General features: G+C 39.1%; 8 protein-coding genes and 1 pseudogene. All 9 read left to right on the top strand.

Translation table 11 applies throughout. From position 1 onward, the window contains the following. Positions 1–83: 83 nt before the first annotated feature. The 9 genes and pseudogenes from JC606_RS21955 to JC606_RS21915 all read left to right on the top strand — a co-directional run bounded on the left by JC606_RS21955 (position 84) and on the right by JC606_RS21915 (position 11404). On the top strand, positions 84–404 hold the full coding sequence (locus JC606_RS21955; protein WP_198779445.1) for a hypothetical protein: 321 nt from the start codon (positions 84–86) through the stop codon (positions 402–404). Between the two features lie 627 nt (positions 405–1031). Beyond that, the gene (locus JC606_RS21950; RefSeq protein ID WP_198779444.1) at positions 1032–1892 is read left to right on the top strand and encodes an Imm49 family immunity protein; all 861 of its coding nucleotides are present in this window, start codon (positions 1032–1034) and stop codon (positions 1890–1892) included. 590 nt (positions 1893–2482) lie between these two features. Next, positions 2483–2647 (top strand): annotated as a pseudogene (locus JC606_RS21945) (IS21 family transposase); the annotation flags it as partial. Between the two features lie 249 nt (positions 2648–2896). Then, a complete protein-coding gene (locus JC606_RS21940; RefSeq protein ID WP_233090579.1) occupies positions 2897–4192 on the top strand; it encodes a DNA cytosine methyltransferase in 1296 nt (431 codons plus the stop codon). Between the two features lie 211 nt (positions 4193–4403). Further along, positions 4404–6215 carry an AAA family ATPase gene (locus tag JC606_RS21935; RefSeq protein WP_198779443.1) on the top strand — a complete coding sequence of 604 codons (1812 nt, stop codon included), beginning with the start codon at positions 4404–4406 and terminating at the stop codon, positions 6213–6215. 10 nt (positions 6216–6225) lie between these two features. Beyond that, positions 6226–7515, top strand: a complete 1290-nt coding sequence (locus JC606_RS21930; RefSeq protein ID WP_198779442.1) for a 5-methylcytosine restriction system specificity protein McrC — start codon at positions 6226–6228, stop codon at positions 7513–7515. Between the two features lie 447 nt (positions 7516–7962). Further along, positions 7963–9549 carry an SEL1-like repeat protein gene (locus JC606_RS21925; protein ID WP_198779441.1) on the top strand — a complete coding sequence of 529 codons (1587 nt, stop codon included), beginning with the start codon at positions 7963–7965 and terminating at the stop codon, positions 9547–9549. A gap of 13 nt (positions 9550–9562) precedes the next feature. Beyond that, positions 9563–10072: a hypothetical protein gene (locus tag JC606_RS21920; protein WP_198779440.1), complete on the top strand. Its 510-nt coding sequence runs from the start codon at positions 9563–9565 to the stop codon at positions 10070–10072. A gap of 282 nt (positions 10073–10354) precedes the next feature. Next, positions 10355–11404 (top strand): hypothetical protein, encoded by a 1050-nt coding sequence (locus tag JC606_RS21915; protein ID WP_198779439.1) that lies wholly within the window; start codon positions 10355–10357, stop codon positions 11402–11404. The last annotated feature ends 185 nt before the right edge of the window (positions 11405–11589 follow it).

Genomic DNA, 11589 nt, shown 5'->3' with positions numbered 1-11589 from the left:
AGAGTCAAGCACATGGGACAGGCATGTCTTCGCTCTGAATTAAGCAACAAAGCCGAGTAAGTAAGTGTTGATATTGAGGGGTTATGGAGAAAAGTGAAAAAGTATTAGGTATAGCATTTTTTTGGTTTTTAACCTTAGTGCTTAACTTCAAAGGATTGTTGATATTATCGTTATTGAGTTACTTTAGTTTCTGGATTTTACTTGTTAGAGAGAAGTATTTTCTTGAGTTTAAAAAATCATGCATATTCGCATTAGTATCTGTGCCGATTGTCTATTCCTCTATCATTTTAGATGGTTATTTTCAGTTAGAAGGGAACTTAAGAATAATAGTATCTTTACCTATTATTACGATTGGTGCTTTTGTTTTTTCTAATATAAAACGTTCTCTTTCACCGGCAAACTGAAGGTAACTGGGGTATTGGAGGTTCAAACTCTCTAAGCCCCATACGTACTGGTCAACAAACTTCGGTCCCAATTTAACCACTGCTTGGATAAGAACTTGCATTCAAGGCTTACAGATACTTTTTCTAATAGATATCGGGCGCGTTAGAGTCCAAACTCTAACCCGTTTCTGTCCAAAACCTTCACAGGTTGAATTTTTACCCGTGGCATTTTCTAGCTCGAAAATGCCCCATTCCGAGTTTGCGCAACAAAATCGTGAAAAATTTAATCGAATAGGTTTATGGGCGTATCCGAACGACTCAAGTGTTATCGCATAAATAGTTAGCATTGAGTATGTCAAAGACCTTCACAGGCTGAATTTCGACCTGACTAGTTACTCTTTATTTGACTCCATATTTTTGTCTCAAACTTGCGTCTTGCGTAGTGAGCAGTGCTTTGAGATAGAAGTAGGTTTTATAGCGGCATAATGTCGTATATGAAATGAGCCACTATGTATAAGGCATTGAAAAATATTAATTAAATCTTAGGCAGTTGTCAGATTTTCAACAACCTTAGGCGGAGCTCATCTTTAACAAAGATGGTACCATTAAAATGTCTAATAACGTGAAATTTGAGTTGGGGGCGTAGCCATGACGAAGGAAGTAAAGACACACGTGAGCAATTTGGAAGGAGAGCAGCGACTGTATGACGTAACGTTATCCAACTTTCTTGAGATGAACCAAGATGCTCTGGATGATGAAGGGCACAATTGGTTTGGATTTAAATCGGGATATGAAGACCTAAAAAAACTATTTTTTATCGGTCATCATGCGCCCTCGGTTTCGGAAAAAGCGGTGGCTGAACATTTGAGAACGGCGCAGCAGTACCTAATGCAATGGCAACGCGTGCTCTCAGAACCGGAAGGGGGCATTGTGGCGTTTACCTATCAGGGAGTCGACTTTTCTGTGCCTACACGTGGTAAAGCCCAGTCTGTACCTGTTAGCGATTGGCTAAATTGGGTATTTATGACAATCATTACCAAGCGATATGGTGATCTAAATGCCCTAATGGCCTTGTTCAGGGGGGGGCAGGTAAATTGTGGTAAAGTTTACGTTTCACTGCATTGCGAAATTATTTTGCACTTATTGGGTTTGCAACCCAGCCAAGATATTACTGCTGCCATTGAGCGACTGACGCAGTTAATTGATGAAGGCGATCGCGCTGGCAGAGAGCGCTGGATGATTTTCCACAGTATTACCATCACGCTTGGTTTCTATGATGTGATGCAAGCGGTACACCAACAAAATCAAGAGGCATATCGTGATGCTATGCACCGTGCTTTGGAAATGCATCAAGAGTGGTGGACGCATGATAAAGATTTTAGCCAAAGGGAAACGGGGTATGTGTCACTGCCGTTGCTCACAGCGGCTAAATACGCCAAAGAAAAGTATGGATTGACCCTTGATGTTGAGTCAGGATATTTACCTACTTATGTATTCTCAAACTCGTAAACAGTGAAGTAAAAATGATCGGTGGCGTTGTTGCCGCTCATTACACTGATTGTCACAGTCCCCTAGCGTTATTGAGCGGTTCTACTACCGTTAGTAGTGGTATAAAACTAAGCGAATTTTCCATATTCTCACTTATCAATAAATTTGTAATTTAAATAGATCGCTAACAAGCTTTTGTCCAAAAGCTTCTCAGGTTGATTTTTTACTCGTGGCACTTTCTAACTCAGAAGTGCCCCAAAATCACTTAGATTAAATACTCTACACAATTAAGAGGGAGTGCATTTACCCTACTAAAACTTATTCGATTGAGCTGATAACTCATCGTTCCGTTACTAGATGACATCTTGTACGCTAACTCCCCTTTTATGTAGCATAAGGTATTGATTGTCATTTGAATCGGTATTGTATATTTCGGAGCATTCCGATCAGTCATTCCCCCGCGATTATCCGATCACTTTTAGTCTAACTCCGAAATCGGTGATCGGAATAGCGAAAACCGCGATCGTAATGGCCGAAACCCTTCCTTTTTCTCTTTTAAATCAATAGCTCGCTATTATTTACTTTTTAAACAAGAAGGAAAGGAAGCGACAATGGCCAAAAAGAAAACTCCAATGAACAAAATCAAAGAGGTATTACGCCTTAAATACGACCACGGTCTCTCAAATCGTGGTATCGCTTCTTGCCTAAAACTCGGCCCGTCCACCATATCAGAACTCCTTACTCGCTTTAAACAAAGCCAACTTGGTTGGCCTCTAACCTTCTGTCAAGCTCATCTAAGCGGAGAAGAGCCAAAATTAATCCGAAGTAAGATGGGAAACCATGATTGTTCGCGGCTTGAATAGGTTGAAAATCATATTTTCGGATATCATCGGATTTATACATTGTTGCTAGGTATTCAAGCCAGCCAAACTCTCAAGTAAATCAGATGATATAAATTTATTACTGGAAAAAAAATCAAACGCTGATAATATACGACTATCAAATCCGATAGTCGAGAAAGACAGATGAGCATTGCAAAGAAAATCCTGCAATCAGAGTTAGCAAACCTTGGAATCTCTCACGAAGAGTTATCTATAAGATTAAGAAGCGCTAATATTCAAGAAACTAAAGCAAGTATTAGTAATAAAATTAGCCGTGGCTCTTTTAATGCTGACTTTTTTATCAATTGCTTGGTTGCGATAGAGCGTGATCACATTGATTTAAAAAACGTCATGAATAAACCAGAGTCACCTCGCGTTATATCGACAGAATTTGACGAAGCGGCAATACTCTCTGACTCGAACTCAGAACTTGTGAAACCTCGCGTAATTTCTCTATTTGCAGGTTGTGGTGGCCTAGATTACGGTTTCCACAAAGCGGGATACGACATCGTTTATTCCAATGATATTGACCCTAATGTTAAAGCAACCTATGAAGCAAACCTAGGAACAATTGAAATTAAAGATATTTGCGAAGTTGACAAAGATTCTTTACCGAGCTGTGATGTTGTACTGGCGGGTATTCCATGTCAGCCATTCTCTAGTGCAGGTAACCGACATTCAACAAAGGATGAAAGAGGCAACTTGTTCTTACAGGTGATGAACCTTATAGACGCTAAGAAGCCCAAGATTGTTTTGTTTGAAAATGTAAGAGGCTTTCTATCAGCAAAGGATGATGACGGTAAGTTGATGCCGGAGCGTATTCGAGAAGAACTTTCTGAACATGGCTACAAACTGCATTATCAACTACTTAATGCTGCAGATTATGAAGTTCCACAAAATCGTTACCGTGTTGTACTTGTCGGTGTTAGGGACGACCTAGAGCATGAGTTTCAGTTCCCTGCTCCTATCTCCCTTAGTAAAGATGCTCTAACTGTTGGCTCTGTTATTGAAAAGCCACTCCCGAATGGAGAAACACATCAAGTTTGGAAGCTATCACCGCAGGCTGAAAACCTTGCTCAGTTTATTCCAGAAGGAGGCTCTTGGAAGAACGTTCCTTATGAAGAATTACCAGAGCGATTGAAGAAGATTCGTGATGATATGAAAAAATATCGGTCGCCAAACTTCTATCGTAAGTTTTCACGCGCAGAGACTATGGGGACGATTACTGCCGCAAGCACACCAGAGAACTCGGGGATTTTACATCCACTCGAACCACGACGCTATTCAGTTCGAGAAATAGCAAGGTTCCAGTCTTTCCCTGATGATTATGTATTTGTAAATAAATCGATACCTAAAAAGTACAAAATGATTGGTAATGCAGTTCCTTGTATGTTGTCTTACCATGTTGCTCAGTCGATTAAGAGTCAATACTTCAGTTAGGTGAGCGACCTACAGCAATGCAAACATTCAATTTGAATGTTTGCAACTGCCTCGACATGCGGCGCTGTAAAGAGCTAACCCTAAAACACGCTTGTGATGAAACCTGTCGGGCGCTTTGTAATTGTTCCCCTCTAATTGAAAAAAAAAGTCATACCCTTCCATATAAAAATCAATATAATACGATTCAATATTGTTATTGGGTTGGCATGTCATGGCGAAATATTTTTCTGAAGAGCTTCTAGAAGTTGCTATCAAAGGGATTAGGAATATATTCACCCAAAAAGATCTAGGATTAGATACGAATGGTGGTGGAAAAGCGGTTCAGGGGGCTACGCAAAGAGTAAGCGCCATACGATATGCGCTAGCTTTTGATAAGTATTTTCGTTTAAATAAAACTGATCACATCGTTCTAGAAAACACATCAAGTAACGGTTGGCATGATTTTGTGCAGTATGTTGGAGAAGTTATCTCGATTGACCAACAAAAAGTTTATACCACTAACTTGGTTGATAATCTTCGAGAAAACAATGATTTTTCAGTTAGTAGTAATTTGTTATCAAAAGATATCAAAAACTCAAAATTGAAAACCGCATATTACCCTTCTCTTGAGACTAAGAGATTGCTTGTTATCAATGATATGAGCTTTTCCTTTCTTCCTGACTACATAGAAAAACTTAAATCAGTATATAACTTTGATAAGTCTGGTTTTTCATTTTTGCTATGGCTAAATAGATTCGAAAAATTTGAATCTGATGTTGATGTTGAAGATGTATTTAATCTTCTTCAAGAAAATATCAAGTCTAGTTATTCCAAAGAAATTGCCGATATTATCATACACTCCAACTTCGAGGAGTTTGTTCAACTCATCTCTCAAGTCGACTCCCCATTCTCATCATCTAAACCAAGTTTAGAAAAGCTTTTTGTGACGAACAATGAAAATCTAGCTGTTGAACAGCCAAACACCCCAACCGCTGGTGACACCGCACTATTAGACTTAAGTAATGTAGGAAACCTGCCTGATTTAAATAAATTGCCTCTTAATATTCTTCTTAAAGGTGTGCCTGGTACAGGTAAGTCATACCTGATCGATAAGATCATCACTGATAGCCTAAAACTTGGCAGAAACACCAAGAATGTGAAACGCCTTAACGTTCACTCAGCCAGTGACAACACCACCTTCATGCAAGGGGTTGGTGTTGCCTTAACAGGAAGCAGTAGCGATACCTCGATTACCTATACAGAAAAACGCGGTGAAGTTTTAAAGCATCTGATAGAGGCGATTAAGCATCCAAATCAGCCGTTTGTACTAGTGTTGGAAGAGATCCAAGAAAATAGTCTAAATGAACTGATTGGCGACCTTATCTACCTGATCGAGCCGGCCAAGAGAATCGACATTTCTGCTCACACAGCTTTATTGGATGGTTTGAGCGAGGGTGATGAACATGAGATGTTAAAGATCCTAGCAGAGCAGAGTGATACATACTCCGTTCAAATGCCTGCACTCATTGAAGACGTAAACGGTTTGTCACTTGTATTCCCTCAAAATCTTTATGTGTTCTGTACAACCAACTATCGAGATGACAAGAAGATTGTTGAAGATAACTTGATGCGCCGTTTTGATGTCATTGACCTTTTTCCTAACACGCACAATAGCGCTCTCTATACTGGGGAAAACATCCGTGCCTATTTAGAAAGATTGAACAACTCAATCATCAATAAATTGAAAGATATTGAAACACACCCCGATCGCTTTTTGGTCGGCCATAGCCGATTTATGAAAGATGTTGTTTATGATCAAGCCAGTTTCTGTAAGGCATTGAAAAAAGTACTCGATGAATTTAAAGAAATCCGAGACATCGAGTTTCACACATTTAAAGAAATACTTGTTGATAGTAAGTTAGAGCAATTAGAGAGTGTTGGGTTACTCGATAGCACCATTATTGAGGCTATTGAAGGCTGTGAGGACTATCGCTCTTTAGCCGAAACATTACAGAGTAATAGTGGGTACGTATTCCTTCAATAGAGAAGATGACATGAGTAAAAATGTAACTTCCTTCATTGTGGGAGAAAACGATAATTTAGAACGTACCTTACTTAAGAAAGGGTTTCCTCTACAGTTATATCACCGCCAAATTGAATTGATCGGTAGCAAAGTTAATAACAACAAAATTGGCTTTGCACAATTTGGTGAGCCTAATAATAGAGTCACGCTTAGGATTACTCCCAAAACACTCTCAGAGGATCATGAGGATTTTCTTTCCTACCTAAATCTTGCGTTTAAAGTCATTGCAGAGTTTGACCAGAAGGCACATAAAGTCGACCGCACTCTGCTTAATCTTTCAAACCATTTTAGTGATAAAAATAGCAATGCCTTCACGCTGGAAGATATCGCCTCTCTCTCGTTGAAGTTCACGTTAACCCAAATCCAGATGTTTATGAAAAGCTTTAAGGCTAGTCGAGTCGTGAAAAAAAACTTCGCTTCCAACGCTATTAAGTATCGTCTAGATGTCAACAAAAATGTTACCGAAATTGATTCTGCTAAGGTGCATCAAACGAGAAAGGAAACCCGAAATGAATCGTTTATTGCTGACTATACCAGTGAGGCACTTCACTACTTTTCAAGAAAGATATGTGTACATCTATCAGGTGGAGAAACCCTGAAACATCAAGCGAGCCGTATTAATGCCTTTATAAAGCGCAGATATCAAGTCAATAGTCGTAGTGCTCGTATCAGTAAACTCAGCACTTTTTCGGTTAGACGACAGTTTAAGTCTGCCAATGCAGAGGAACTCTATGTACTGTTGTTGAGACTTCTAGGTGAACCTGTCTGGGAAGATGAGAAAGCAAGTGAGCAGAGGGCGAGTCAACCAATAACGGACATGACCACCTTCTTCATTGACCCTGCAAAAATTTATGAACTCTACATCTATCTCTGGTTTAGCCAGCGGCCGATTGTTACTCGTAACCAATGGGAGATCCGTCCCGAACCCCTTTTGAACTACTATTTGGTTAATCCTGAAAGCCATCTGTCGAAGTTGGACTCTAGGCCAGATCTTGTGCTGGCCTCTGGAGATAATAAAAAACGCTTGGTTGTGGATGTTAAATGGAAGATTGTCAGCAAATCCAAAGGTATCAGTGTTGACGATATAGTCAAATTACAGAGAGACTGTAAATTGCATGGTTACACAGACGCAGTTCTTGTTTACCCGAAAGTTCCTAAAAATATGCGAGGAAAATATACTTTAGAGATAGAGAAAGGGAAGAAATTTGAGTTTTGGGTGATTGAAGTACCATTTCAAAAGGGTTGCAGATTAAAGAACTGAGGGATTTACTGAATTTGATTTGCTCCAGTGGTGCTGGACACTAACGTGAGCAATTTTGCCATACCTCTAGTTATTCATCATTTGCTAATATATAGTTTTCCGAAACTGATTTTTGTCCAAAAGCTTCACAGGTTGAATTTTTACCCGTGGCATTTTCTAGCTCGAAAATGCCCCTTTATGGTTTAGAGTAGATGATCATACACATTCTGTTAATGTGCGTTTGCCCTACAAAAAGTTATTTTAGCCGTCACTCTCTTTGCCAGTACGCTTATTACGTTTTGTCGTCAGAAGGAAACTATGTTCGCTGCAATTATATTCAACATGTAAAACCTAAAAATAGTGATAACTGATGATTTTACACTTGCAACTGCTTGAAAGATTGAAGGGTGTTTTGTAGCATATTTGATAATAATTACAAATTATTACAACTCTTTAGGGAAAAGGATAATGTTAAAAAGCAAGTGGTTGGCTAGTGCTATAGTCACGTTGATATTGTCAGGGTGTGCAACAACATATGAATCGGCAGAAGAAGCCTATCAAGATGGTGATTATGCTAAAGCAAGAGAATCTTGGCAAAAACTGGCTTTAGACGGTGATAATCGCTCAATGTATCGCTTATATACCTCAACGAACCGTCCATCAGATGAAGATATTGGTTGGCTTAAAAAAGCGGCGGATTCTGGTTTAGTTAATGCTCAATTTGATTATGGTATGTATGCGCTTGAACACGAAAAATATAAAGAAGCACAAACATATTTGACTAAAGCGTCAGAGCTAAAATCAGATCGAGCATCCAGAGTTCTAGAACAGAATAAAAAGCTGTTCCCATTATGGCTAAAAGCTGAAAAAGATGATGCTAAATCGATCAAAAAGCTTGGTGAGCATTTTTGGTCAACTAAAGATTATGGAAAATCTCTAAAATGGTATGAAAGATGTGTTGAAAGCTATAGTGATTGTTCAGCTTACATGGGATTAGCTTTTGAAAATGGATATGGAGTAACTCAGGATTATCAGAAAGCTATCCACTGGTATACTAAATCGGCCAAAAAGGGGAATGGCTCTGCTGCAAGAAACTTAGCGTGGCTCTATGAATATGGAAAGGGAGTACACATAGATAAAAAGAGAGCTTTTCACTGGATGAAAAAGTCTGCTAAAACTAATTGGAGTGGGCAAGCTCAACTAGGTTCCTATTACCTCTATGGCATAGGAACTGAAAAGGATACCGATAAAGCGTTTTCTATCCTAAGTGAAGCAGCACCACACACGAAGTACGCATCCCACTACTTGGCAAAAATGTACTATTATGGCGATGGTATAACGCAAGATTATAAAAAGTCATATGAGTACTTTGCTAAGGCAAGCAAACAAAACCACCCTTGGTCTGATTACTTTATTGGTAATCATTATTATTATGGTTATGGGAAAGAAAAAAACTATACGCAAGCCTACAATTGGTTTGAAAAATCAGCAAATGCAGGGGTTGTTGATGCTGAGTTTAGGCTTGGCTGGATGCAGAGTGAGGGCGAAGGGGTTGCTCCGAATTCAAGAAAGGCATTTAAATGGTATCAAAAAGCAGCGGAACAAGGTTCAATTGCCGCTCAGAACAACCTTGGTGTTATGTATGCGGAGGGCAATGGAGTAGAAAAAGATGATTATAAAGCATTCAAGTGGTATGAAAAAGCGGCAAGACAAGGTGATGATGTTGCTCAAAAAAATCTGGGAGTAAGGTTCGAAACAGGAAAAGGTGTACGAAAAAGTAATCAACTAGCTGCGTTCTGGTACGCAAAATCTGCGCAACAAAATCATAAAGAAGCACAATCGTACCTTAATGAAATACTGAATAAACTTAAAACCAAAACAGTTCAGATCAAAAAAGCTTCAGTGTATGAAGAAGGCAATTTTGACAGTAAGGAACTGCTGGCATTGCCACAAGGTCAGCGTGTTTATGTCTTGTCCTCTGGAAGCAAATGGACAGAGGTATATGTTCCTAAAAACCACACCATTGGTTACTTAAACAATACTCATCTTTACTAAAATGGATTGAAAAATGAAGAAATTAATCTTTGCACTGTTATTTATATGCCAATCAGTATTCGCAAACCCTACTGTATTTGGGCTAACGATTGGTGAAACTACCGTTGAACAACTTAAAAGCAAATATAATGTATCCCACCAAGGTATCAACAAGTATAGTCAGGGTGATATGTATCAGATCCCTCGAAATCAAATACAATTCGAAGATATCAATGATGTGACGGTGATCTTTAGTCGCTCCAACAAACTGATTGCAGTTTTAACCGAATTACCGAAAAATAAGTTTGATTATTTGAATGACACCCTTGGGAAAAAATATCAATTAGTAAACCAAAGAATCCCTTTTGTCGGGAATAAATCTGCGACATACAAAGATGGTGAGACTGAGATTACATTGGAAGCTCCACACATGAACTTTCAATTATCTATGAATTATATCCACTCAGACCTTTTGAGAGCCTTCAACACCCAGAGCGAAAAAGCGAAAAAAAAGAAGCAGCAACAAGAGAGTTCAATGCTTTGATCTAAATAGGTCGTTATTTTGCGCTCGCTAGATGGACGATAGTGCTAGAATCTGAGCTTTCAAGTTACTATTTCTCATCTTTTAGAAACGATTTAGAGCTATTTAACTAAATCGTTTCTGTCCAAAGACGTGCTGATGCCGATCTCGGCAAACACGTCTTTGCCCGTTTCCTTGCCAGCTGCTCTCAACCCCACAAAACAGAGTGAGGTGATTTGACCAACTTTTTATCATCTTTGTAATCCTACTTTCCATATTTCGAACTAAAAATAATCTTGTTAAGCTATGAAAAAAAATACAATTATTCTTACATGTACACTCGCAACGTTACTAAGTGGGTGTGCTGCTAAAACCGATTTCAGAAAAGATGTAAGAGATCGTCCGGAAGCTGTAAAAATGGATGAGAAAGAGCATCTAGAAGAGATTAACAGGGTGAGCTATCTCGTAAAGCCTTTAATGGAAGAAGACAATCGCGCTGAAATCATCAAAGAGATAACAGGCTCTGAGGTTTATATTAAACAGATGAACACGGGCACCGAAGGAGCGATAGCGAGTGCAGCTGTGAACATACATCAAGGCACTACGTTTAGTGGTTCGACAAGTGCTAGTCAGGTTCAACTCGCTGTTACTGCTGTAAGCCTACTACTCGGTGAGTACAATGATGGTAGCAACGAAATAACTGCCAAAGCATGGCTTCCGAGTGTCTACGATGGAAAAACAATCGAAACACCAGAAGATGCAGAACAAGTAGCTATAAAGTTTACCGAAGCCAGAATACAAGAAATTGCAAAAAAACTTGATTGGTCATACTCATGCATCGACGGTTGCGGCACCAGCTCTATTTTATATCACTTTGAGAACACCAAGAATATTACATTGCCTGAATCTTTCATATATCGACCTGATGAGTTCATCATCTTAGTTCAGTTTGTACCCGGCTTTAAGAAAGTGAAAGAACACGATCCAGTGAAAGTGCTCATTGGTCCAGAAGTGGCTTGGGGATCAAGAGGTATCACTTCTTATCACGCATCGTTCTATGCGGGTAATATTGAAAAGAACGAAGATGGCTCTGTTGCAATCTATAAATTTGAAAATGGTCGCGATTTCGTTAATGTAAAGCATAACATTGCCAAAACAAAACTAGGTTACGCTCTATATCAAACATTTCATAGCACGCCATACACGGTTCTAGGCGACGCACGAAGCGGACAGTCGTCAGTGTTCTATAACAACAAAGCGTATACTTTTTATTCTAACAGCCGTACTCAGTTAACTCGTTATGAGTTAGATATTGAAGATCTTCATGGCAATAAAATACTACAACCATTTAAATGAAAGTTAGCTTATGCCCAACCATTGGGGTCCACTATTGTATTGAATGAATTCAATCGTCCGTTAGTGGGCTAGACAGAATCCATAGTAAAAAGAGCTCCCAACATTATGTGAGAGCTCTTTATTTTTATTTTGTCTCGTCCTGAAATGTGTTTACACATTGAGGACGAATTATGACTACTTCAAAT

Origin of the sequence: Vibrio sp. IB15 (assembly GCF_016406055.1) — a bacterium.
Taxonomy (GTDB): Bacteria; Pseudomonadota; Gammaproteobacteria; order Enterobacterales; family Vibrionaceae; genus Vibrio; species Vibrio chagasii.
The sequence above is the reverse complement of the archived record's forward strand: the minus strand, read 5'-3'. Positions and strand labels throughout refer to the sequence as shown.